Raw genomic sequence first — 23,760 nt, forward strand, 5'->3', positions numbered from 1 at the left:
GCATCCGACCTCCTCGAAAGGAACCTCATGAGCATCGAACGCGCGGACGTCATCGTCACGAGTCCCGGCCGGAACTTCGTCACCCTGAAGATCACCACCAGCGACGGTGTCGTGGGCTGGGGCGACGCGACCCTCAACGGGCGTGAGCTCGCTGTCGCGTCGTACCTCGGCGACCATGTCGCGTCGATGCTGATCGGCCGCGATGAGGACCGCATCGAGGACACCTGGCAGTACCTGTACCGCGGACCCTACTGGCGGCGCGGGCCCGTCACGATGGCGGCCATCGCCGCGGTGGACATGGCGCTCTGGGACATCAAGGCGAAGAAGGCCGAGGTGCCGCTGTACCAGCTGCTCGGCGGGGCGAGCCGATCGGGGATCCGGGCGTACGCCCACGCCTCGGGGACGGACTACCAGGCGCTCGCCAACGCGATCACCGGGTACCAGGAGCTCGGGTTCACCGCGGTGCGCGTCCAGACCGGTGTGCCGGGGCTCGGGCAGGTGTACGGGGTGTCCGCCTCAGGGCCCGGCGTCCGCTACGACTACGAGCCGGCGAAGCGCGCGGCGGACGGCTCGGCGGCCACGGCACCGACCGAGGAGTCCTGGGACACCGCCGGCTACCTCGCGCACATGCCGGGCGTCTTCGAACGGATCCGCGAGGACTTCGGGACGGGCCTCCGGATCCTGCATGACGGACACCACCGCATGTCGCCGATCGAGGCCGCCCGGTTCGCGAAGGACATCGAGCCGTACAAGCTCTTCTGGCTCGAGGACTGCACACCGGGGGAGGACCAGACCGCCCTGCGACTCGTCCGCCAGCACTCGACCACGCCGCTGGCCATCGGCGAGGTCTTCAACTCGGTGTACGACTACCAGACCCTCATCACCGAGCGCCTCATCGACTACGTCCGCTCGGCGGTGACGCACACCGGTGGCATCACGGCGATGAAGAAACTGCTCGACTTCGCGGCGATCTACGGGATCCGTTCCGGCATCCACGGCCCCACCGACATCTCGCCCATCGGGATGGCCGCAGCGCTGCACCTCGACCTCGCGATCCACAACTTCGGGATCCAGGAGTACATGCCGCACAACGAGCAGACCCTCGAGGTGTTCCAGACCTCCTTCACCTTCGACGACGGCTTCCTGCACCCCGGCGAGCAGCCCGGCCTCGGCGTCGAACTCGACGAGGACGCGGCCGCCGCATTCGAGTACACGAAGGCGTACCTGCCGGTGAACCGGCTGACGGACGGCACCGTCCACGACTGGTGAGCGGCGGCGGTATCTAATACTCTGGATCATCAGGGGGGTTTCCGCCCCTGACGGCGGCGATCCTCACTCTTGAGCATCGTGCGAGCCCGGCTCCCCTTAATCAGCTTATGAGGAGACGGCACCGTGATCGATTGCCCCAGTTCGTGCAGTCGCTGACCCCGGATCATCGCCTGATAGCTGAACTCTGCCTGGAGGACGCAGAGCGACCCTGGCTTGAGTTCAAAGAGAACAATGCAGATCCTCGCGAAATCGGTGAGTACATCTCTGCGCTGTCAAACGCCGCGGTCTTGCACGGGCGAACACATGCGTACATGGTCTGGGGTGTGCGAGATTCGGACCATCTCGTCGTCGGCACGATATTCGATCCGTGGAATACCAGGGCCAAGGGCGAGGACTTCATCCCCTGGCTCACCCGAAACCTCGATCCGCAGGTCTATTTTCAGTTCCGGCGAGTAGCTATCAGTGGTGAAACAACGGTGGTCCTCCTCGAGATTGACGCTGCTCGCTCGCGGCCGATCGCGTTTCTCTCAGAACGATTTGTTCGAGTGGGCACGTACAAGAAGCTTCTGCGTGCCTATCCGGAGTACGAAGCAAGGCTCTGGGAGTCGTTCCGTGGGACGAATTTTGAGGCAGGCGTCGCACGACAGGGTCTGAGTGATGAAGGCGCCGTCAACCTTCTCGCTTACGGCGCTTACTTCGAACTCACCGGAACTCCGCTGTCGGAGACACGGCGAGCCATTGCGGAGAAGTTCGTTTCTGAGGGACTGTTGGTGCGCTCCGGAAATGGGACAGCTGTCACAAATCTCGGTGCGCTGATGTTCGCTCGAGATCTCAGTGAGTTCCCAAGCGTCAGCCGGAAGGCGCCCCGTGTCGTGGTGTACCGAACCTCGAACAGGGCTGAAACCTTGCGAGAGCAGCGGGGTGAGCGCGGATACGCGGCGGGGTTCGAAGGACTGATGGAGTATCTCTCTGCGCTCCTGCCCCGGAAGGAGGCCATCGAGAACGGACTACGTCGGGATCAGCCGTTGTATCCGGATGCAGTTGTGCGAGAGCTCACGGCGAACATGCTGATCCACCAGGATCTGTCTGTTGCAGGAAGCGGACCGATGGTGGAGGTCTTCTCGAACCGGATCGAATTCACCAATCCGGGGGAGCCGCTCATCAGCGTGAGACGGTTCCTCGGCGCTAGACCGCCATCGAGAAACGAGTCGCTCGCATCATTCATGACAAGGGCGCATATATCGGAAGAGCGTGGTTCCGGCTGGGAGAAGATCGCTGCGCAGGTCGAGAGGTATCAGCTGCCCGCTCCGAAGATCTCGGTCGAGGCGGGTCACACCAAAGTTGTCGTTTACGCTCCACGTGGCTTCGCCGAAATGACCGCGAGCGAGCGGGTGGAAGCGGTGTACCTGCATGCCTCTCTACGTCACGTCTCAGGGGAGCCCACGACGAACTCGTCGGTCCGTGAGAGGTTCGGCATTCCGGACGCGAACAGCGCTCAGGCTTCGCGCGTGCTGAGGGATGCGCTGCAAAGCGGCCTACTTGTGTTGGAGGACGATTCGGTTGGAGCCAAGAGCCGGCGCTACGTCCCGTTCTGGGTCAAAGACACGGCAGATCCTTGAGCGATGGTTGACTCGATTCGCATCTCAGACGACCTTCTTAGTAGTCGGCCCGACGAATTAGCCTCTGAACAGGGCAAAAGCGAGAACCGCTTCTCCGTGTTTGTTTGATCGGTGTTTGACGCTTGGGCGGGGTGAGCGCAGCCGTTGCTGCGGGGTGGTCACGGCCGGCGGGTCGACCGTGGATGCGGTTGGGGCAGGCTGGTGCAGACGCGCTCGTTGTTCGCTAAAATGCCCGGTCGACAGTTGGCCGACCAGGTGTGTATTGTATATATAAATGTGAAATTACACCATGCGGGCGCTCTCGCGGGGATGCGGTGTGTGGCGGATACGTAGGGGGTCACGATGGGAGACGTCGCGGTTCTGGTGGGGAACGGTCTGAGTGTCGCCTTCAATCGTCAACTGGCGCTGCAGGCGATTACCGCCGAGGTCCTCCGTCGATTGGAAGCTGAGTCGACCCAGGGCGGGCGTATCGTCAAGGCGATGCAACAGCTCGCCGCGCGAGCACTTCCCGACGGTGCCTCGAGTGACGGCGACTTCGAGGTGCTTGTGGGTGCCTTCGGTGCAGAGTCCCGCACGCTTCAGCACCTGCAGTCGCTCGCACGACTGCAGCTCCCACATGCTCGCAAGCTCCGCCGATCGATCAAGCGGACTAGGCGTTTCGCTCGCACGATCCGCGACAGCGGCGTCAGCCACGTACTAGAGGTCATCGCAGAACGGTCGAGAGGAGGGGGCGAGAATGCCGAGGATCTCCATCATTTCGTCGAAGCCCTCCGAGACGGGTTTGATGGCGAAATCACCATCGGCAATCTCAACTACGACACCTTGTTGCTCTCCGCGCTGACCGAGACGTGCCGAGGATCGTTCGCCGATCTTGGCGACGGGCGGAAGCGGCTCAATGCGCGGTTCGGTGGAGTCAAACGTTCGGTCCAACCGTTACGGGCATCTGCAGACGAATTCCCTTCTCATCGCATCCGGCTCCTGCAAGCGCACGGTAGCGTGACGTACTGGAAGGATGCTCGATCGCGATATGCCAAGCTGCCCATCGAGATGATGCGCGAGACGCCCGTTTGGAGGTCCGTAAGGAACAACACCACCAAACTTCGCCCCGTCGTTGTGTTGGCGAACCAGCGGGACAAGGCGACGCAGGTTGCCAAGTACCCGTTCAGCTTGGTCTACGACATGCTTTCGTCGGCCTTTCGCGCTGACGAGCGATGGCTGGTGGTCGGGTACTCCTTCCGCGACGCCTGCATCAACGAACGTCTCCGAAAAGCTCTCAAGCACCGCCGTCGAGCAGGACTCCCGATCGAAGTCCTCGTTGTCACCCTTGGTGACGAGCTCAGTCGAGATCAAGTGCTGGATTGCCTCGGCTGGCGGGAAGATAGGCACGGCGCGGCGACCTGGCTCACGATCGACCGTGATGGGGCCAGCGGGATCGAACGGCGTCAGACGTGGCAGCATTTCACTCGCTGAGTCGCACGGGCGCCGACGATAGGGTGAGGACCCGTGACGGCCGCCCTTCCCCCTGAGCATCGCGAGACGACGCCCCGCGGGGTCCTCGTCTCCGTCGTCGCCTCGTTCCTGTTCGCGGCGCTGTTCTTCCTGCCACCGCTGCTGGAGCCGTTCGGGGCGAACGAGATCTTCGCCTGGCGCGTGATCGCGACGGTGCCGGTGCTGGCGACGCTCATCGCGGTGTTCGGGTGGTGGCGGGACGTCCGCGACATCGCGGTCCGTCTCGCACGTCGTCCGCTCCTCGTCCTCGTGGTCGTCCTCGACGGGCTCCTGTTGTCCCTGCAGCTGTGGCTCTTCGGTTGGGCACCGCAGACCGGGCACGGGCTCGAACTCGCGCTCGGCTACCTGCTGATGCCATTGGCGATGGTCGTGGTCGGCGTCGTCCTGCATCGGGAGCGACTCGCACCGCTCCGGATCGCTGCGGTCGTCGCAGCCGCCATCGGTGTCACCGCCGCGATCGTCGTCGCCGGTGGGTTGTCCTGGGCGACCATCGCGGTCGCCGTCGGCTACCCGGTGTACTTCGCGATCCGGCGCCGAGCCGGGCTCGACTCCATCGGTGCGTTCTGCTTCGAGCTGACGGTCCTCGTCCCCGTCGCAATCGTGCTGGCGCTGCAACCGGCCTCACTCGCCATCCTGGCCGCGCACCCGCAGCTGGGCTGGGGGATCGTGCTCCTCGGGGTGATCGGCGGTGTCGCCCTCGTGCTGTACCTCGTCGCGAGTCGTCTGCTGTCGTTCGGCGTCTTCGGGCTGCTCAGCTATCTGGAACCGGTGCTGCTGGTCCTCGTGGCGGTCCTCCTCCTCGGCGAATCACTGACCCTCGCCGACGGGTTCGTCTACGGCCCGATCGTGGTCGCCCTCGTGTTCTTGGGGCTCGAGACCGTGCGACGCCCGCGCTGACCGCCGTCCCCCAGCACGGCGCGTCGCCGCGAACCTGTGAAGTCAAGCCTCGGGACGCGTTCCGCGAGCGCGCCTAACCTGATGGCATGGTCACGAAGCATGCTCCAGCAGTGTCGCTCGAGCCGTCCTTTCCCTTACAGCACGATGTGTCTCCAGCGCGAGACTCGTCCGAACGGCACCACGTCGTCCCGATCGGTGCCCGGCAATGGCGGATCTCGAACGACGCCGATCCCTCCTCACCCGAATGTTGTCTCGCATACGTCGAGGCACAGGGCGCCGGTTACGACGTCCTCATCGTGGCGCCCAGCCCGCCTGAATGGCTGCATGTGGACACCTTCGACGAGGCCAAGCGCGCCGCGATCCGACGGCCGTCGCCGCAGCTCTGAGTCGCTCCACCGGCATTCATTCGCCCATTCTTGGGCGACGGAGTGCTGGTTCGCCCAAGAACGGGCGAACCAAGGGGGTCAGACGCTCCCGCGACGCACGATCGACGTGGGGACGAACGAGCCGATGGGCGAGATCGTCTCGCCCCGGAGCTGCGCGAGGAGCACTTCCGCCGCGCGCTGACCGACGGCCGCCGCCGGCTGGTGGACCGTGGTGAGGGGCGGGTGGCAACGGAGCGCCCACGCCGAGTCGTCGAAGCCGACGACCGACACGTCCTCCGGCACGCTCCGCCCTGCCGCCCGAAGGGCTTCGAGCGCTCCGGCCGCGACGGCGTCCGAAGCCGCGAACACGCCGTCGACGGCCGGCTCGCGGCGGAGCAGCTCCGACATGCCGGCGAAGCCGTCCTGGTGCGAGTAGAGCGGGACCTCCACGACGAGTCGTTCGTCGAAGCGGTCGCCGAGCGCATCGCGGAATCCGGCCAGTCGGTCGGAGCCGGAGTCCCGGTCGAGGGCTGCCGCGATCATGCCGATGTGCTGTCGACCGGCGCCGATCAGCTCTCCGGTGATGTCGACCGACGCCGACCGGTTGTCGATCCCGACGAAGGGGAGCTCACGGAGGTCGGGCGGGTGGCCGACGAAGGTCGCGGGGAGACCGAGGCGCTCGATGACGCGCGTGATCGGGTCGTTCTGGCGAGCGGAGACCATGATCACCCCGTCGACGAAGCCGCCCGAGAGGTACCGGGTGATGCGGTCGGTGTCGCGCTCGGAGTCGACGACCAGGCAGACGAGCTGGTGGTCGGCCTGTGACAGGGCCTCGTTCGCCCCGAGCAGGATGTTGCCGATGTTGGGGTCGTCGACGAACAGGCTGTGCGGCTCGTGGACGACGAACCCGACGGCCTGGGTGCGCTGCATGACGAGGTTCCGGGCGGCCGTGTTCGGCACGTAGCCGACCTTCTCGATGGCGGCTTCGATCGCCTCGCGCGCTTCAGCGGACACGTAGCGCTCGCCGTTGACGACCCGGCTGACCGTGCCCCGGGAGACGCCGGCCTCGACGGCGACATCGTGCACCGTCGCTCGTTTGCGTCGGGTCGGCGGAGGGGTCACGGCTCCACCCTAGCGCCGGTCCGGGCGGCCTTCGGCGGGCTCCGTGTTGACAGATTCAGAAACGCACGCCTACTCTGTGTACGTTCACAGACTCTCAACGTGGAGTTGTCGCTCTTCGATCTGTGCACGTTCACAGATTGCGGAAGGCACCATGAGCACGACCCCCACGTTCAGCCACGACGGCATCGCCTACGGCTGCGACTACAACCCCGAGCAGTGGGATCGGTCCGTCTGGCGCGAAGATGTCGCGCTCATGCAGGAGGCGGGCGTCGACCTCGTCGCCCTCAACATCTTCGGCTGGTCGCACCTCGAGCCACGGCCGGGGGAGTTCGACTTCGCCGGGCTCGACGAGATCCTCGACCTGCTCCACGAGGCCGGCATCCGGGTCAACCTCGGGACCGGCACCGCATCGGCGCCACCGTGGCTGACGTTCCGGCACCCGGAGATCCTCCCCGAGACCGAGGACGGGACGACGCGCTTCCCCGGCGGTCGCCAGGCCTGGTGCCCGTCGTCCGCGGTCTTCCGTCGCTACGCCCTCGAACTCGTCGAGCGCGTCGCTGAACGCTACGGCGAGCACCCCGCCGTCGAGCTCTGGCACGTGTCGAACGAACTCGGCTGCCACAACGCGCTCTGCTACGACGACGAGAGCGCCGAGGCCTTCCGGGGCTGGCTCCGCGCCCGCTACGAGACGATCGAGCGCCTGAACACCGCGTGGGGCACGTCGTTCTGGAGCCAGCAGTACAGCGACTTCGCCGAGATCCTGCCGCCGCGCTTGACCCTGTCGAGCCGGAACCCGAGCCAGGTCATCGACTTCCACCGCTTCTCCTCCGACGAGCTCCTCGGCTACTACCGGGCCGAGCTCGAGGTCCTGCGCCGCCACAGCTCGGTGCCAGTCACGACCAACTTCATGGTCACCGCGCACATCCGGAACCTCGACTACTGGCAGTGGGCGCCCGAGATGGACGTCGTCGCCAACGACCACTACCTCGACAACCGCCTCGCGGACCCCACGGCCGAACTCGCGTTCGCGAGCGACCTCACGCGCGGTCTCGCGGGTGGCGGTGCGTGGTTGCTCATGGAGCAGTCCACCGGCGCGGTCAACTGGCAGCCGCAGAACCTCGCGAAGGCACCGGGCGAGATGACCCGCAACTCCCTGACGCACGTCGCGAAGGGCGCCGAGGCGATCTGCTTCTTCCAGTGGAGGGCGTCGCTGCAGGGCTCGGAGAAGTTCCACTCGGCTCTCCTGCCGCACGCGGGTACCGACTCGGACGTGTGGCGCGAGGTCGTCGAGCTGGGCGGCACCCTCGACCGACTCGACGAGATCACCGGCACGCGCGTCCAGGCCGACGTGGCGCTCCTCTTCTCCTGGGAGAACTGGTGGGCCGCCGACGGCGAGAGTCGCCCGACCCACGCGATCGACCACCTCTCGCAGGTCCACGCGGTCCACGCGTCGCTGCGTCGTCTGGGTCACACCGTCGACGTCGTGCGTCCGGGCGCCGACCTCTCCGCCTACCGGCTCGTCGTCGTCCCGAACCTGTACCTGGTGCGCGACAGCGAGGCCGCGGTCGTCTCGGACTTCGTCGCAGCCGGTGGGCACGCCGTCGTCACGTTCTTCAGCGGCATCGCCGACGAGGAGGACCGGGTCCGCCCCGGCGGCTACCCCGGCGCGTTCCGTGAGCTGCTCGGCGTCAACGTCGAGGAGTTCGCCCCCGTCCTTCCCGGCCAGGTGCTGACGCTCGCGTCGGGCCGGACCGCGACGGCCTGGTCCGAGCGGACCCGCGCCCGCGGTGCCGAGGTCGTCGACTCCTTCGCCGACGGCCCGTCGGCCGGTCGCCCGGCCGTCACGCGCAACCGCATCGCGGGTGGCGGCGACGCCTGGTACCTCGCGACGAACCTGGATGCCGTCGCGCTCGACGAGGTGCTCCGCGACGCAGCCGCGGGGGCCGGGGCGCTGCCGCAGGGTGATCCGGACCAGCCGGGCCTCGAGGTCATCCGCCGCGCCGATGAGGGACGGAGCTACCTCTTCCTCATCAACCACTCGACGAACGACGTCGAGCTGCCGGCCAGCGGGCGCGAGCTCGTCACCGGCGAACCCGTCGACTCCATCGCACGCGTGCCAGCCGGCGCCGTGCGCGTCATCAGAGAGGACCGCACGCGATGAGCGTCAACATCGAGACGGCCGAGGCGACGTCGCCACGGCCCGTCCGCCCGCCGAGGGCGGCCAAGTTGCCGAAGGCGGTGGTGCAGCACAAGCGGGCGATCGCGATCTTCATCGTCCCGTTCGCCGTGCTGTTCACGCTGTTCTACCTCGTGCCGATCGGGTACGCGGTCTACCAGTCGCTGCTCGTGATCGAGCGTGACGGCACCTTCGGTCAAGCACGGGAGGTATTCGGCGGACTGGCGCAGTACGTGCAGGTCTTCCAGAACGGCCCGTTCTGGCAGTCCGTCGGACGGGTGCTCCTGTTCGGCGTCGTCCAGGTGCCGGTGATGCTCGGGCTCGCGCTCCTCTTCGCACTGCTGCTCGACTCACCGCTCCTACGAGGCAAGCGGTTCTTCCGTCTCGCGTTCTTCGTCCCGTACGCGGTGCCCGGCGTGATCGCCGCCATCATGTGGGGCTTCCTCTACTCGCCGAACCTGTCGCCGTTCACCGCGATCACGCAGAACGTGGACTTCCTCTCGGCCGACCTCGTGCTCTGGGCCATCGCGAACGTCGTCACCTGGGTGTTCGTCGGCTACAACATGCTCATCATCTACTCCTCGCTGCTCTCCATCCCGACGGAGATCTACGAGGCCGCCCGGCTCGACGGCGCCGGTCAGGCGCGCATCGCCTGGTCGATCAAGATCCCGCTCGTGATGCCGGCGATCGTGCTCACGGCGATCTTCTCGATCATCGGCACGCTGCAGCTGCTCGCCGAGCCGCAGGTGTTCCGCACCTTCAGCTCGGCCGTCAGCAGCACCTTCACCCCGAACCTCACCGTCTACACCACCTCGTCCATCCCGAACGTGAACCTCGCAGCCGCCTTCTCGGTCGTGCTCGCGTTGGCGACCTTCGTCCTCTCCTTCGGGTTCCTGAAGTTCACGCAGCGAAAGGAAGGCAAATGACCGCCATCCTGTCCACCGGCCGCGGCCCGCAGGAGAGCCGCCTGTCGCGCGCCGGCGCGCTCATCGTGATGCTCGTCTTCACGCTCTACTTCCTCATCCCCATCTGGTGGCTGTTCATCGCCTCGACGAAGTCGTCAGCGCAGTTCGGCAACTCGGCTCCGCTCTGGTTCGCTGACTTCAACCTGTTCGAGAACATCGGCCAGCTCGTCGCCTACCGCGACGGCGTCTACCTCAAGTGGATGCTGAACTCGGTGCTGTACGCCGGCCTCGGCGCACTGCTCGGCACGCTCTTCGCGGCCATGTGCGGCTACGCCCTCGCGAAGTACCGGTTCCCGGGACGCGACCTGATCTTCAACGTCGTCCTCGGCGGTGTGCTCGTCCCCGCGACCGCGCTCGCGCTCCCGCTGTTCCTCATCTTCAGCCAGGTGGGCCTCACGAACACGTTCTGGGCGGTCTTCCTGCCCTCGCTGGTGAGCCCCTTCGGTGTCTACCTGACGCGGATCTTCGCGGCGTCGAGCGTGCCCGAGGAACTCCTCGAGGCCTCGCGTCTCGACGGTGCCGGTGAGATCCGGACCTTCTTCACCATCTCCGTGCGACTCATGTTCCCGGCGCTCGTCACCGTGTTCCTCTTCCAGTTCGTCGCCATCTGGAACAACTTCTTCCTGCCGCTCATCATGCTGCGCGACGAAGCCTTGTTCCCGGTCACCCTCGGGCTCTACTCCTGGAACTCGCAGGTCAACCAGATCCCCGAGCTGCGCCTCTACGTCCTCGTCGGCGCATTCCTGTCGATCATCCCGCTCGTCATCACCTTCCTCCTGCTCCAGCGGTTCTGGCGCTCCGGCCTCGGTGCCGGCGCCGTGAAGTAGTCGGACCGACGAGCTGACACTCCTCTCCATCCCGCACCAACACCCATCCCGCACCATTCACAGAAGAACGGATTCGCTATGAACCTCAAGAGAACAGCGGTCGCCGCAGCGGTGCTGTCGGCCGTCGTCCTGAGCGGCTGCTCCTCCACCGGGTCGGAGGGCGGCAGTGCTGCTGCCTCCTGCGCCCCGGCCGAGGGCAAGGTCGACCTCAGCTTCACCTCCTGGATCCCCGGCATCGAAGAGGTCGTCGACGTCTGGAACAAGGAGAACCCCGACATCCAGGTCAAGGTCCAGACCGGCCCGAACGGCAACAGCGGTACGTACCAGAACTTCTTCAACCAGCTGAAGGCCGGCAACGCCCCCGACCTCGGCCAGATCGAGTACGACGCCCTGCCGAACTTCCGCGTGCAGAACGGCCTCATGGACCTCGGTGCGTGCGACGACGTCATGGCCGCCAAGGACGACTTCGTCGACTGGACCTGGGGTCAGGTCTCGCTCGGTGAGTCCGACTCGGTCTACGCCGTCCCGCAGGACTCCGGCCCGATGGCCATGTTCTACCGCGCCGACCTGTTCGAGCAGAACGGGATCGCCATCCCGACGACGTGGGCCGAGTACAAGGAGGCCGCCAAGCAGGTCCGCGCCACCGGTGCCTACATCACCAACTTCTCGCAGGGTGACATCAACCAGTTCGCCGGCTTCGTCTGGCAGGCCGGCGGCAGCTGGTTCAACAACGACGGCAGAGACTGGACCGTCGACCTGACCGACCCCGCCTCCAAGAAGGTCGCCGACTACTGGCAGGACCTGATCGACGAGGACCTCGTCTCGACCGTCCCCACCTGGACGACCGAGTGGGACAACGCCTACAACACCAGCGCCGCCTGGACCTGGAACTCCGCCGTCTGGGGCGCGAACTCCATCGCCTCGGGTGCTCCCGACACCGCCGGCAAGTGGGCCGTCGCGAAGGCTCCGCAGTGGGAGGCCGGCGACTCCACGGCAGGCAACTGGGGCGGCTCCTCGACCGCAGTCTTCACCGGTTCCAAGCACCCCTATGAGGCGTCGAAGTTCGCGCTGTGGCTGAACACCTCCGATGAGGCACTCACCATGCTCAACAAGAGCGCCAACATCTACCCGGCGACGAAGGAGGGCCTGAACCTGCCCGTCCTCAAGGAGGGCGTCGACTTCTACGGCGGCCAGCCGATCTACGATGTCTTCGCGGAGGCTTCCTCCGAGGTGTCGGAGGACTTCGCCTGGGGTCCGACGATGACGCAGACGTACAACGACGTGTCCGACGGCTTCAAGGCTGCGGTCTCCGGCGACGGAACCCTGCTCGATGCCCTCACCAAGGGCCAGTCCGCGACGATCGACGCCCTCAAGGCGCAGTCCATCCCCGTCAAGGAGTAACAGAGCAGTGATCCACCACCTTCGTGCCGCGGGCGTCAGCCTGATCGTCGACGCCCGCGGCACGAAGGTGCCCACCATTCTCCACTGGGGAGCCGATGTCGGCGAACTCGCCGCCGACTCCCTCATCGCCGTCGCCGACGGGCTGACGCCGGCGATCCCGCCCTCCTCCATCGACGCCCCGCCGCGCCTCAGCCTGCTGCCCACCGTGTTCGACGGTTGGAGCGGCCGCCCGGGTATCGGCGTGCACCGGTCGGGCGGAACCGATGCGTCGAACCTGCTCGCGCTGCGGCTGATCGACCAACAGGCCACCGACACCTCGCTGATCCTGACGACTTCCGACGAGCGCGCCGCGGTGACGATCGTCTCGACGATCGAGTTGACCCCCCAGGGTGTGCTCCGCGTCCGGCACACGGTGCGGAACGACGCCGAGGTCGACCGACCGCTCGCCGTCGACGCCCTCGCCGTCGTGCTCCCGGTTCCCGGCCGCGCCACCGAACTCCTCGACTTCACCGGTCTCTGGACGCACGAGCGCACGCCGCAGCGCCACCGCCTCGGTCAGGGTGCCTGGACGCGCGAGCACCGTCACGGACGACCCGGTCACGACGACGCGTTCCTGTCCGTCGCGGGCGCACCCGGCTTCGAGTTCCGCAGCGGCGAAGTGTGGGCGACCCACCTCGCGTGGAGCGGCGACAAGGTGATCTGGAGTGAGCGCTCGCCACTCGGTCCCGTGGTCACCGGCTCCGGTGAACTCCTCGCGCCCGGCGAAGTCACGCTGGAGCCAGGGGAGACCTACGAGTCGCCGTGGACGGTCGCCGTCTACTCCGACGCTGGTCTCGACGGCGTCTCCGCGCGACTGCACCCCTGGATCCGCTCGTGGAGCACGATCACGAAGCCTCGCCCGGTGGTGCTGAACACCTGGGAGGCCGTGTACTTCGACCACGATCTGCCGACACTGCTCACCCTCGTGGAGCAGGCCAAGCGCGTCGGTGTCGAACGGTTCGTCCTGGACGACGGCTGGTTCACCGGTCGCACGGACGACCGCCGTGCGCTGGGCGACTGGTTCGTCGACCCGGAACGCTGGGCGGGCGGGCTGTCGCCACTCATCGACGCGGTGACCGGTGCCGGCATGGACTTCGGACTGTGGGTCGAGCCCGAGATGGTGAACCCCGACTCCGAGCTCGCGCGCACGCATCCCGATTGGGTCCTCGGGCACCCGGACGCTCCGACCTGGCGCTTCCAACGGGTGCTCGACCTGGACAACCCGGACGCCTTCGCGTACCTCCTCGGACGACTCGACGCGTTGCTGACCGAGTACGACATCGCGTTCCTCAAGTGGGACCACAACCGCGACCTCCTCGGCGGCTCGGCGCACCGGCAGACGACGGCGCTCTACCGACTGCTCGACGAGGTGCGTGCGCTGCACCCCGGTGTCGACATCGAGTCGTGCGCCTCAGGTGGCGCGCGGATCGACCTCGGCATTCTCGAACGGGTCGAGCGGGTGTGGACGAGCGACACGAACGACCCGCTCGAGCGGCAGTCGATCCAGCGCCACACGGGGCTCGTCATTCCACCGGAGTATCTCGGCGGTCATCTCGGTGCGGCCCGTTCGCACACCACCTGGCGCACCTCGGACCTCTCGTTCCGCCTGGCCACAGCCCTCTTCGGGAGCGCTGGCATCGAGTGGAACCTCAACGAGGCGAGCGAGCCGGAACTCGAGCTGATCGCGACATGGATCGCGCACTACAAGCGCCTTCGCCCGCTGCTGCACACGGGCGAGGTCGTCCGCATGGACAGCGCCGACCCGGCACTGCACGCGCACGGGGTGATCGCCCAGGACCGCTCGTCCGCGATCGTCGCGCAGGTGGCGCTCGCCGCACCGCTGACGGCGATCCCCGCGCCACTTCGCGTGCCCGGCCTCGATCCCGAGCGTCGCTATCGGGTCCGCCCGCTCGACCTCGGCGCGCCCGCCCGGTCGATCCAGGACGTGCCGCCACTGTGGCTGACCGAGGGCTCGGTCGTGCTCACCGGCCGCGCGATGGCCGAGGTCGGGGTCGCGATGCCGCTGCTCGCTCCCGAGCAGGCGCAGCTCTTCACCCTCGACGCGGAGTAGCCGCCACGTTCGTTCGCCCGTTCCCGGGTGAACGAGAACTCCCTCGCCCGAACACGGGCGAGGGAGTGTCGTCGTGCGGGTCCGGTCAGATGTTGCAGCCGGAGGCGCGAGCCGCGTCGTACGGGAACCAGGCGACCGGACCGGGTCCCATCTGCGGAGCACAGAGGATGTTCCAGGTCTCGGCGCCCACGACGCCGTCGACCTGCATGCCCCAGTACGTCTGGAAGGCTACGACGGCTGCTCGGGTCTGGTCGCCGAACTGGCCGTCGACCTCCAGGTTGGACACACCACCGGGGATCCTCGGCCCGAAGGCGTTGAGCAGGGTCTGGATGTTGGCGACGCAACTACCGTCGCCGCCGGCGGAGTACTGGTAGTCGACGCACTGGCCCGCCGCTTGGGCCGGTGCAGCCGTGGCGACCCCGCCGACGGAGCCGGCTATGGCGAGACCGAGGACGGCCCCCGCGATGGTGATCCTGTTGCGCATCGTTCGTGTGGTCATGTCATGTTCCTCTCGGTCGACTGCTCGGACATCACGAGCGTAGGTCGAGCGTCTCGAACGGTGAATGGGGAGTGGTGCCCATCAGATGTTGCAGCCGGAGGCACGAGCAGCATCGTAGGGGTACCACGTGATCGGCCCGGGGCCCATGTGCGGGGTGCACATCTGGGCCCAGGTGTCGGGGCCGACGACCCCGTCGGGCTCCACGCCGAAGGTGCTCTGGAGCGCCATGACGGCCGTTCGCGTCTGCTCCCCGAACTGGCCGTCGACCTCCAGCTGGGGACCTCCGGCCTTGAGGGCGTTGAGGAGCGTCTGGATGTTGGCGACGCACCCGCCGTCGCCGCCGATCGAGTACTGGTAGTCGACGCACTGACCGGCTGCTTCGGCTGGTGTGGCGGTCGCCACGCCGCCGACGGAGCCGGCGATGGCGAGACCGAGGACGGCCCCCGCGATGGTGATCCTGTTGCGCATCGTTCGTGTGGTCATGATGTTCCTCTCGGTCGACTGCTCGGACATCACGAGCGTAGGTCGGGCGTCTCGAACCCTGAATGGGCAGTGGTGCCCATGCCCGGGTTCAGTCCGCGAGGAGATCGGGCGGGGTGACGACCAAGCAGAGGACGCCCCAGAACATCGCGCCGAACACCGAGAGGACGACCGGCAGCGCGACCAGGTCGGCTCCCGTACCGGCCAGCCGGGTGAACTCCACCGACCACATCCAGACGACGAGACCCAGCACGGCCGCTCCTCCGGCGAGTGCTCGCTGCACCCGACGGTTCGCCTGCCACGACTCGCGGAGACCGGCGAGGCCGAGGACCGCGGCGACCACGGACAGCGCGAGCGGGACCGCGACCATGAGCCAGGTCGGCGCGGTGCCGTCGACCACTCCGCTCCGGTCGACGTGGACGTCGAGCGTCGGGGGTGCGGTCGGGAGAACGGTCCAAGCAGTGACGATCCCCACTGCCAGCGGGAGGCACATCATCCCGGCCGAGACGACCTCGCGGACGGTCCTGCTCATCGGTTCGCCCCCCAGCGCCTCCGGTGTGTCGGTTCGTTCGCCCATCTTCGGGCGAATGTGTGCTCGTTCGCCCATGTTTGGGCGAACGAAGCGCGGTCAGTCGATGCCGATGTCCTCGCCGACGACGGTGATCTGGGCCGGGACGGGCCACGGGTGGTCGCCGACGGGTGCGAGACGGACGAGCTCGGTGACCCGGGGCGCCGGCGCACCCGCGGAACCGATGAGCCAGCCGCCCACGAGGAAGGTGGTGCCGGGGACCGACCAGACGGCGATGCCGGTCACTCCGAAGTCGCCGTAAGCGCCATCGGAGAACCGCACCGTGACGAGGTCGCCGTGTGAGAGCTCGGCGAGCTGAGCGGCGACAGCACCGGCGTCGGGGTCGACGGGGTCGAGCTCGGGGATCGACTCGAGCACCTGCAACGGCTTCGTCGGCTTGCCGTTCTGATCGAGTGCCGTGCCGGCCAGGAGGAGTCCGCCGATGATCGGCGAGCGGCGGGCCCGGCCGACGAGGTCGAACACGCCGTAGCGGGGCACGCTCAGACGCGCTTGCAGTGAAGCAGCGTCCTCGGCCGACTCGATGGCGGCCGTGAGGCCTTTGATGTCGCGGCGAGCAGGAGCGCTGAGGTCGTAGTTCACCCATCAACTCTCCCATGTCCACTCCGGCAGCGGACGGACGCTCTTATGAGACAGTTTCAATCAAGTACGAACAGTCCGTTATTGAACCGTGACCACCGCGCGTTGACCTGTCACGCGGACACCGGGCATGCTGAACAACACTTGGCCGCTGATAAGAGCGCCGCCGCCCCAGGAAGCCCCGCATGCAGCGGAATGCTCCTCACAAGGATGTGAGTATGACGACTTCACAGTTAGATACAGTTTCGAACAAACCAAGACGGATGCCGGACGGGATGTTCGCGTTCGTCCTCGTCCTCCCGGGGCTCGCGCTCCTGGTGGCGGTCGTCGCCTATCCGCTGCTGACCGCGCTCGTCACGGCGTTCTTCAAGCAGAGCCTGGTCGTCCCCGGACGCGAGTTCGTCGGATTCCAGAACATCATCGACGTGCTCCAGGGTGACTTCCTCAAGCTGCTCGGGCAGACCATGGTCTTCACCCTCGGGACGACCATCGCCCCCTTCATCATCGGCTTCGCGCTCGCCCTCGCGCTCAACACGCGCATCCGCGGTGCCAAGATGCTGCGCGGACTCATGCTGATCCCCTGGCTCGTTCCGGGTGTCGTCGTGTCGTTCCTCTGGATGTGGATCTTCAACGCGAACTACGGGGTGGCGAACGCCGTCCTCGGCCTGTTCGGGGTCGACGCGCAGGCCTGGCTCGCCCAACCGCAGACGGCCATGTTCGCGGTGATCGTCGCGAAGACCTGGCAGTCCTTCCCCTGGATCATGGTCATGCTGCTCGCCGGCCTGCAGACCGTGCCACAGGAACTCCATGAGGCGGCCGAGATGGACGGCGCCGGGACCATCCGACGCTTCTTCTCGATCACGGTCCCGCAGCTGAAGGGCATCATCGGCCTCGTCCTGCTGCTCGAGTTCATCTGGAACTTCCAGCACTTCGACATCATCTACGTCCTGACGGGCGGCGGTCCGGCCGGGAGCACCCAGACCTTCGCCACCGCCGTCTACGAGACCGCCTTCCGCGGCTTCGACCTCGGCCACGCGGGCGCCCTCGGACTGCTCTGGCTCATCCTCCTGATGGCGCTCGTCGTCGTCTACGTCCGATTCTCGGAGAAAGGCGAGCAGAAATGAGCGTCTCCACCGCCCCGCCTGCACCGCAGGACACCACGCCGGACCCGCAACCGCCGTTCGTCGCGACCGAACTCGGCACGCTGCGACGCCGTCCGTCGCTCTTCCGCTCGGAGAGCCGGGCGGTCCGGATCAGCGCTTGGGTCGCGGTGATCGTCTGCGGCGGCTTCGGGCTGCTGCCGGTGTACTGGTTGCTGGCCACCTCGCTGACCCCGCGAGCCCAGGTCTTCTCCTACCCACCGAAGCTCTTCCCCACGGAGATCAGCTTCGAGGCCTACACCGCCCTCGCATCGAACCCGGACCTGTTCGGTTACCTGCGGAACAGCATCATCGTGTCGGTCATCACCGCCCTGCTGTCCGTGATCGTCTCGGCCTACATGGGCTACTCGTTCTCGAAGTTCCGCTACCGCGGGCGTCGATCACTCATGTACTTCGTGCTCGCCTCGCAGATGTTCCCGCAGGCGTTGCTGCTGATCACCCTGTACTCGGTGTTCAGTGCCTACGGACTCCTGAACACCTACGCGGCGCTGGTGCTCTCCTTCACGACGTTCACCCTGCCGCTGTGCGTCTGGATGCTGAAGGGGTTCTTCGACACGATCCCTGACGAACTCATCGAGGCGGCTCGCGTCGACGGGGCGTCCCGCCTGCGGATCATCCACTCCATCGTGCTGCCGCTGTCCGCACCCGGCCTGGTCGCCGCGGGCCTGTTCGCCTTCGTTCGCGGGTGGAACGACTTCATCTTCGCGCTCACGCTGGCGGGACCCGACAAGCAGACCCTCCCGCCCGGCCTCGTGAACACCTTCGTCGGTGAGGCGGCCACGGCTTGGCCCGAGCTCATGGCCGCATCGCTCGTCGTCTCCCTACCCGTGGCGATCGCGTTCATGGCCCTGCAGCGTCACCTCGTCGGCGGACTGACCGCCGGTGCCGTGAAGGGCTGAGCGCAGCACACCGAACCGGCCCGCCGCCGGTCTCCCCACAATCCGTTCCACCAACCCAGACACGTCCCACCAGGATCACGCTCGAGGAGGAGCCATGTCCCACACCACCCCGTCCTTCGCCACCGCCGCACAGCAGACCGTCATCACCCGCCGCCGTGCCCTGCAGTTCCTCGGCATCGGCGTCGCCGCAGCCACCCTCGCCGGATGTGCGCCCACCGGTGCCGCGCCCGGAGCGGGATCCATCCCGAAGGCGACCGCCGGCGGCACAGCGACCGACTTCGACTTCGCGAGCTGGTCGCTCACCGAGAAGGCTTCGGCACCCGCCATCCAGAGCCTCCTGCAGAAATACGAGGGCAAGGCCAAGATCGACGTCGGTGAGGTGTCCTTCCCCTACAACGAGTACATCAACCAGCTCATGCTGCAGGTCCGCGGCGGTCAGTTCTCAGGAGTCGCCCACGTCGATGTCGCGTGGCTGGGTTCCCTCGCGAGCCTCGGCAAGCTGCAGGACGTGTCCGGGCTGACCGAGGGACGCGGATACACGAAGGCCGGACTCACGGCCGCGACGTTCGACGGCGTGCAGTACGGCCTCCCGTGGACGATCGGCGCGATCGGCCTCGTCACCAACCAGGCGATCCTCGACCAGGCCGGCATCGGCGAGTTCCCCACGACGATCGACGAGTTCGAGGGCTCACTCAAGCAGCTCAAGGGCCTCGGCAACGGCATGATCCCCTACGCGGCGTCGACGAAGGCCGCGCAGCTGAAGGACATCCTCATCTGGATGCAGACCTTCGGCAGCCCCCTGGTCGACGGGGACACCGTGACGATCGGCGATGACGCCAGCATCGAGGCGGTCACCTGGTACAAGAGCCTGTACGACCAGGGCCTCATCGCAGCAGACGTCGACCGCTTCGACGCACGCTCCCTCTTCGCGCAGGGCCGCACCGCGATCTACGACGACGCGATCGTCGGACGGAGCGCGGTGACCGGCGAGTCACCCGACCCCGACTTCGCGAGCAAGCTGCAGCCGGTCTCCCGGCCGGTCCTCAAGCAGGGGGACACGCCCCGTGCGCTCGTGTGGGGCGGGGCGCTCGCCGTGGTCGACGGTCCGGCCGCCGGCACCGCAGCGGACTTCGCCCAGTGGGTCACGTCCGACCCGGAGACCGTGCTCGAGGACTTCGCTGCCCGTGGTCTGCCGCCGGCGACCGAGGACGCGCTCAACTCCGACGCCGTGAAGAACGACTCGTTCGCCACGAACTTCAGCGACCGGATCACCAAGACGAGCTCGACGAACCCGTTCTGGAAGTTCGTCCAGTACTCGCAGATCGAGACGAAGATCGCGGAGAAGGTGCAGGCGGTCCTCGTCGGCCAGGAGAAGCCCGCTGAAGCCATGAAGGCCGCCGGGGCAGCCGCGCAGAAGCTCGTCGGCTGAGCCGCGGATCGGACGATCGTGACCGGCACCGGGAGAACCATGCGACGCAGCTCATCGAACACGGTCCGCGCGCTCGCCGCGGCCGCACTCACGGTCCTCGCGCTGGGGGTGACGGCGCCGGCGGTCGCCGCTCCAGGAGGACCAGTGCGGAGCGACGAGGGTGCGAGTACGGTGACCGACTCGGTCGAGACCGTGCCCGTCACCGTCGACACGTCGAACCAGGCCGGCTGGTGGCGACCGCTCGACGTCGTCGACGGTGTCTCCTATTTCGCCTTCAACGCGCCGGCGTCCACCGCTTCCAAGCACGAGGTGCACCTGGCCTCGCGGGGCGCGGACGGGACATGGACCGAAGGGTGCCTGCGCTCGACGGCCGGCGGTGCCTGCGTGACCTTCACCGACGACAACGGTCACAACCAGCCGTCGATCGTGGTCGACGGCGACGGCATCATCCACGCCTTCGTGTCGATGCACAACGAGCAGTGGAACGTGTTCCGGTCCAGTGCACCCGGCGACGTCACCTCGCTCGTGGAGACGACGTCGTCCATGCCCGACCTCGACGCGGCGATCACCTATCCGGTGACGGCGCGCGGGCCGGACGGCGACGCCTGGGTACTCGTGCGCGTCGGGACGGACGCACAAGTACGACGTGAGGGGCGCCTCTATCGGTACGACCTCGACACCGGTGTCTGGGAACGCGAAGCGGTGGTCGCCGCAGCGACCGGCTACTCCTTCTATCCCGACGACCTCGAGGTGGACGCCGACGGCCGCGTCCACGTGCTGTGGGAATGGGGCCCATTCCCGGCGGACCCGGCGCGGCACCTCGGGTCGTACGCGACGTACGACCCGTCCGACGGTTCCTTCGCCGACGTCGCGGGGACAGCGCTCACCGGACCGATCACCCCGACCACCCCGGGATCCGTCGTCTGGCGCCCCTTCGGTGCCGGTGAGGCCATCGGCAGCTACACGCCGGCGCTGCAGACCGCGAAACTCGCCCTCGATGGCACGGCGCTCGCGGGGATCGTCTACCGGTTCGTCGAAGCCGACGAGACCGCATACGACGTGCGATACACCTCGTGGGACGGCGGTGCCTGGAATGACGAGTCGCTCATCGACGCCTCCGCGCTCGGTTCCGGCGTCTCGACCGTCGCCGCGATCGACACGACGAGCGCCGGCGGGGTCGACCGCGTCTACGCGGTCCTCGCCGTGCAGGTCTGCGGCGAGAACCGCAGCCAGGTGGTCCGGCTGGAGCGAGGGGGAGCCGGCTCGACCTGGTCGGCTCGTGTCGTGGGCGATCCGGAGTCCGGCCCACAGCGCCTGCGAGCGGAGACCACGAGCGGGACCGACGTCCTGTATCTGACGGCACCGGTCAGCGAGACCACGCGCGGGACCCTGCGCTGGGCCTCGATCCACCGCGGTACGGCCGCGGAGACCGGCGGCACGACGCTCGCCGACATCGTGTCCGGACTCCGAGGCGACCTCGGCGGGACGAACGTCGCGCTCGGAGCCACGGTGACGGCCTCCTCCGCGCTGCGAGCCGACACCGGCGGGGCGCTCGCCGTCGACGGCGTGTGCACGGACGCGAGTCGCTGGATCTCCGCGGTCGGCGATACGGCACCCACGATCACGGCCGCCTGGCAGGCCCCGACGGCGCTCGCCGAGGTCAGGGTCAAGAGCGGCTACGCCGGGGGAGTCTCGACCGATTCGGTGCTCCGTGACTTCACGATCGAGGTCCGGACGGGCGGTGCCTGGGTCGAGGTCGGACGGTTCGACGACAACACCGCAGGCACCGTCACCGCGCCCGTGGACGGACTGGTCGTCGACGCGGTGCGCCTGCTCATCACCGACCCGTCCGCCTCGGCGACCGACGTCGCGCGGGTCTTCGAGATCGAGGCGATCGCGGCACCGGCCACCGAATCCGCGAGGAACGACGATGTCCCGGGATAGCGTTGTGCTCAGTCGGGACCGCAACGGTCCCGAGCGGCCGGGATCCACCCGGTCAGCAGTGAGGAGCAGCACCATGTCGGACGCCGCCTTCGGCTCTCAGCGGTCGGCACCGGTGCCTCGCCGTTCGCGCACGGGCATGGTGGCGCTCGCCGTCCCGAACCTCGACGAACCGTACTTCGCGGAGCTCACCACGCTCCTCGTCCGTGGTGCCGACGAGCGTGGACTGTCGATCCTCATCCAGCACACCGAGGGCGACCACGACCGCGAGGTCGACATCGCCAACGGGGTGGGCCTGCCGCTCACGGACGGACTCATCCACATCCCCCGCTCGCTGACGGTCGGCGACCTCACGCGGCGGACCTCCCCGGGGCCCCTGGTGCTCCTCGGCGAGCACATCCAGGTGAGCCCGTTCACGCACATCTCCATCGACAACCGGGCGGCCGCCGACGCCGCGACGACGCACCTCGCCGAGGTCGGCTGCTCCCGGATCGCGTTCATCGGGCCCAGGGACGAACGACCGTCCGACGCAGCGGATCAGCGGTACGCCGGGTATCGGGACGTGGTCGCGCGGCTCGGGCTCGCGCAGGAGCCGTCGCTGATCGGACACGTCGACGCGTTCACGCCCGAGGAGGGACGCCGCGTGATGCGCAGGATGACCGCCGAGGGCGTCGCGCTCGACGGCGTCGTCTGCTCCAACGACTCGATCGCCTTCGGCGTCCTCGCGGCTCTGCACGAAGCCGGCCGGCTGGTGCCCGAGGAGGTCGCGGTGATCGGCATCGACGACGTCCACGCCGCCCAGTTCTCGACCCCATCGCTCACGACGGTGGCGCCCGACTACGACGCGATCGTGCGCGCGGCCTTCACCGAGCTCGAACGCCAGATCGCCGCCCCGCCCGGTGCCGACACCCCGGTCCGGCACGTGGTCGTCGACGCGCGGATCGTCGTGCGCGACAGCACGGCACGCTGAGGTCCATGAGCGGCAGGGCAGGCCGGCGCTCCGCTGTGCCGGGGTGCTGGACGTGTCGCGGTCAGGCGTCCATACGGTCGTCGTCCAGCGAAGCGGAGGCGACCGGCGCGAGCCAGACCTCGCCGAACTGCGCGCGCAGCGTGGTCTCGACGTCCTCGGACACGTCGTCGTCCATGACGAGGTGGTCCACCTCGCGGAGGTCGACGATCGTCGTCAGCCCGACGGCGCCCCATTTGGAGTGGTCGGCGAGCACGACGGAGCGACGCCCGGCGCCGACGAACGCCCGGTTGGTCTCGGCCTCGAGGAGGTTCGAGGTCGTCAGCCCCGCCTGCAGGTCGATCCCGCGGACGCCGAGGAAGACGACGTCGCAGTGCAGGGACTCGATCGCGCGCACGGCGACCGGACCGACCAGGGCGTCCGAGGGGGTGCGGACGCCGCCGGTCAGCACGACCGTCTGGGTGTACGGCTCGTCGGCGCGGTCGGGCCGTGCGAACACGTCGGCCACCGGGAGGGAGTTCGTGACGATGGTGAGCTCCGGGATGGCTCGCAGCTCCTGGGCGAGGGTCCAGGTGGTGGTCCCGCCGGACAGGCCGACCGACATGCCGGGCTCGACGAGGATGGCCGCGCGACGGGCGATGGCGCGCTTCTCGGCCAGCAGTCGGCGTGCCTGGTTGGGAAAGCCCAGCTCGGCACGGTCGGGCAGGCGGGGCGTGGTGGCGCCACCACGGACGCGGTCGACGAGGCCTTCCGTCGCGAGTTGCTCGATGTCGCGTCGCACGGTCATCTCGCTGACGCCGAGTGCGGTCGCGAGGTCGACGACGCTCGCCGCACCGTTGCGGCGCACCTCCGACATGATCTGCGATCTGCGTTCCGCACCGAGCACAGCGTCCTCCTTCGACCCGGTTGCCAGTCTGGCACGCGCGCACGGCGAACCTCGGCACCGGCGATCCACGACGA

Annotated in this window: 21 protein-coding genes; 15 read left to right on the plus strand and 6 right to left on the minus strand. The window is 67.7% G+C overall.

What is annotated here, in order from left to right:
* Window positions 1-27 precede the first annotated feature (27 nt).
* The 5 genes from manD (at window position 28) to IFU11_RS10110 (ending at window position 5,680) form a co-directional block, all read left to right on the plus strand.
* On the plus strand, window positions 28-1,269 hold the full coding sequence (gene manD, locus IFU11_RS10090; protein ID WP_192018866.1) for a D-mannonate dehydratase ManD: 1,242 nt from the start codon (window positions 28-30) through the stop codon (window positions 1,267-1,269).
* Between the two features lie 131 nt (window positions 1,270-1,400).
* Window positions 1,401-2,888, plus strand: coding sequence for an ATP-binding protein (locus IFU11_RS10095; RefSeq protein WP_192018867.1), 1,488 nt, complete (start codon window positions 1,401-1,403; stop codon window positions 2,886-2,888).
* A gap of 342 nt (window positions 2,889-3,230) precedes the next feature.
* Entirely contained in the window at window positions 3,231-4,358 is a 1,128-nt protein-coding gene (locus tag IFU11_RS10100) for an SIR2 family protein (RefSeq protein WP_192018868.1), read from the plus strand.
* A 33-nt stretch (window positions 4,359-4,391) separates the two neighbouring features.
* Entirely contained in the window at window positions 4,392-5,294 is a 903-nt protein-coding gene (rarD, locus tag IFU11_RS10105) for an EamA family transporter RarD (RefSeq protein WP_192018869.1), read from the plus strand.
* A gap of 110 nt (window positions 5,295-5,404) precedes the next feature.
* Window positions 5,405-5,680: a hypothetical protein gene (locus tag IFU11_RS10110; protein ID WP_192018870.1), complete on the plus strand. Its 276-nt coding sequence runs from the start codon at window positions 5,405-5,407 to the stop codon at window positions 5,678-5,680.
* 78 nt (window positions 5,681-5,758) lie between these two features.
* On the opposite strand, the gene IFU11_RS10115 is transcribed toward IFU11_RS10110, so the two are convergent.
* Window positions 5,759-6,781 (minus strand): LacI family DNA-binding transcriptional regulator, encoded by a 1,023-nt coding sequence (locus tag IFU11_RS10115; RefSeq protein WP_192018871.1) that lies wholly within the window; start codon window positions 6,779-6,781, stop codon window positions 5,759-5,761.
* Window positions 6,782-6,932: 151 nt separating this feature from the next.
* On the opposite strand from IFU11_RS10115, the gene IFU11_RS10120 reads away from it, so the two are divergent.
* The 5 genes from IFU11_RS10120 (at window position 6,933) to IFU11_RS10140 (ending at window position 14,260) form a co-directional block, all read left to right on the plus strand.
* Complete coding sequence (locus IFU11_RS10120; RefSeq protein WP_192018872.1) at window positions 6,933-8,942, plus strand: beta-galactosidase; 2,010 nt, start codon at window positions 6,933-6,935, stop codon at window positions 8,940-8,942.
* Window positions 8,939-9,883, plus strand: a complete 945-nt coding sequence (locus tag IFU11_RS10125) for a carbohydrate ABC transporter permease (RefSeq protein ID WP_137242911.1) — start codon at window positions 8,939-8,941, stop codon at window positions 9,881-9,883. The genes IFU11_RS10120 and IFU11_RS10125 overlap by 4 nt, the downstream gene beginning before the upstream one ends.
* A complete protein-coding gene (locus IFU11_RS10130; protein ID WP_079704354.1) occupies window positions 9,880-10,749 on the plus strand; it encodes a carbohydrate ABC transporter permease in 870 nt (289 codons plus the stop codon). Before IFU11_RS10125 ends, IFU11_RS10130 begins: the two co-directional genes overlap by 4 nt.
* A 78-nt stretch (window positions 10,750-10,827) precedes the next feature.
* The gene (locus tag IFU11_RS10135) at window positions 10,828-12,150 is read left to right on the plus strand and encodes an ABC transporter substrate-binding protein (RefSeq protein ID WP_192018873.1); all 1,323 of its coding nucleotides are present in this window, start codon (window positions 10,828-10,830) and stop codon (window positions 12,148-12,150) included.
* Between the two features lie 7 nt (window positions 12,151-12,157).
* Window positions 12,158-14,260, plus strand: a complete 2,103-nt coding sequence (locus IFU11_RS10140; protein ID WP_371742756.1) for an alpha-galactosidase — start codon at window positions 12,158-12,160, stop codon at window positions 14,258-14,260.
* Window positions 14,261-14,345: 85 nt separating this feature from the next.
* Here the strand turns inward: IFU11_RS10140 and IFU11_RS10145 are convergent, their stop codons facing one another.
* The 4 genes from IFU11_RS10145 to IFU11_RS10160 form a co-directional block, all read right to left on the minus strand.
* Window positions 14,346-14,759, minus strand: a complete 414-nt coding sequence (locus IFU11_RS10145; protein ID WP_137242908.1) for a peptidoglycan-binding domain-containing protein — start codon at window positions 14,757-14,759, stop codon at window positions 14,346-14,348.
* 81 nt (window positions 14,760-14,840) lie between these two features.
* A complete protein-coding gene (locus IFU11_RS10150) occupies window positions 14,841-15,242 on the minus strand; it encodes a peptidoglycan-binding domain-containing protein (RefSeq protein ID WP_161578585.1) in 402 nt (133 codons plus the stop codon).
* A gap of 88 nt (window positions 15,243-15,330) precedes the next feature.
* The gene (locus IFU11_RS10155) at window positions 15,331-15,771 is read right to left on the minus strand and encodes a hypothetical protein (RefSeq protein WP_137242906.1); all 441 of its coding nucleotides are present in this window, start codon (window positions 15,769-15,771) and stop codon (window positions 15,331-15,333) included.
* 96 nt (window positions 15,772-15,867) lie between these two features.
* Window positions 15,868-16,407 (minus strand): hypothetical protein, encoded by a 540-nt coding sequence (locus IFU11_RS10160; RefSeq protein ID WP_137242905.1) that lies wholly within the window; start codon window positions 16,405-16,407, stop codon window positions 15,868-15,870.
* 272 nt (window positions 16,408-16,679) lie between these two features.
* On the opposite strand from IFU11_RS10160, the gene IFU11_RS10165 reads away from it, so the two are divergent.
* The 5 genes from IFU11_RS10165 to IFU11_RS10185 all read left to right on the plus strand — a co-directional run bounded on the left by IFU11_RS10165 (window position 16,680) and on the right by IFU11_RS10185 (window position 22,803).
* Window positions 16,680-17,528, plus strand: a complete 849-nt coding sequence (locus tag IFU11_RS10165) for a carbohydrate ABC transporter permease (RefSeq protein ID WP_192018875.1) — start codon at window positions 16,680-16,682, stop codon at window positions 17,526-17,528.
* Complete coding sequence (locus tag IFU11_RS10170; protein ID WP_083397394.1) at window positions 17,525-18,463, plus strand: carbohydrate ABC transporter permease; 939 nt, start codon at window positions 17,525-17,527, stop codon at window positions 18,461-18,463. The genes IFU11_RS10165 and IFU11_RS10170 overlap by 4 nt, the downstream gene beginning before the upstream one ends.
* Before the next feature lie 94 nt (window positions 18,464-18,557).
* Entirely contained in the window at window positions 18,558-19,892 is a 1,335-nt protein-coding gene (locus IFU11_RS10175) for an ABC transporter substrate-binding protein (protein ID WP_192018876.1), read from the plus strand.
* A 39-nt stretch (window positions 19,893-19,931) separates the two neighbouring features.
* On the plus strand, window positions 19,932-21,836 hold the full coding sequence (locus IFU11_RS10180) for a BNR-4 repeat-containing protein (RefSeq protein WP_192018877.1): 1,905 nt from the start codon (window positions 19,932-19,934) through the stop codon (window positions 21,834-21,836).
* Window positions 21,837-21,909: 73 nt separating this feature from the next.
* The gene (locus tag IFU11_RS10185; RefSeq protein ID WP_086472515.1) at window positions 21,910-22,803 is read left to right on the plus strand and encodes a LacI family DNA-binding transcriptional regulator; all 894 of its coding nucleotides are present in this window, start codon (window positions 21,910-21,912) and stop codon (window positions 22,801-22,803) included.
* Window positions 22,804-22,864: 61 nt separating this feature from the next.
* Here IFU11_RS10185 and IFU11_RS10190 read toward each other — a convergent pair whose 3' ends face one another.
* Window positions 22,865-23,686 (minus strand): DeoR/GlpR family DNA-binding transcription regulator, encoded by an 822-nt coding sequence (locus tag IFU11_RS10190; RefSeq protein ID WP_192018878.1) that lies wholly within the window; start codon window positions 23,684-23,686, stop codon window positions 22,865-22,867.
* Between the last annotated feature and the right edge of the window lie 74 nt (window positions 23,687-23,760).

The sequence above is a fragment of the Plantibacter sp. CFBP 8804 genome (genome assembly GCF_014841225.1).
Classification (GTDB): Bacteria; Actinomycetota; Actinomycetes; order Actinomycetales; family Microbacteriaceae; genus Plantibacter; species Plantibacter auratus.